At 71.4% G+C, this 255-nt stretch carries 1 protein-coding gene; it reads right to left on the bottom strand.

The window, feature by feature from the left end:
* Positions 1-255, bottom strand: a 255-nt coding sequence (locus PU724_RS34210) for a phosphopantetheine-binding protein (RefSeq protein WP_426213872.1), incomplete at both ends; no start/stop codon positions are given.

Genomic DNA, 255 nt, shown 5'->3' with positions numbered 1-255 from the left:
CCGCAGCGGCTCAGCACCTCGACGATGCCTGCCGCCAGATCGGCAAGCACCGGCCTGGTGAACAGCGTCGTCAGCGGCACGTCCATGCCAAAAGCCTGCGACAGCCGGCTGAGCAGCCGCACCGCCAAGAGCGAATGGCCGCCGAGCTCGAAGAAGTGGTCGTGGCGGCCGATGCGCTCGACGCCGAGCAGCTCCGCCCAGATGCCGGCCAGCGCCGTCTCGACCTCGCCTTGCGGCGCCGCATAGGCGGCCCGC

This window comes from Mesorhizobium abyssinicae, assembly GCF_049887195.1.
GTDB classification, from domain to species: domain Bacteria; phylum Pseudomonadota; class Alphaproteobacteria; order Rhizobiales; family Rhizobiaceae; genus Mesorhizobium; species Mesorhizobium abyssinicae.
The sequence above is the reverse complement of the archived record's forward strand: the minus strand, read 5'-3'. Positions and strand labels throughout refer to the sequence as shown.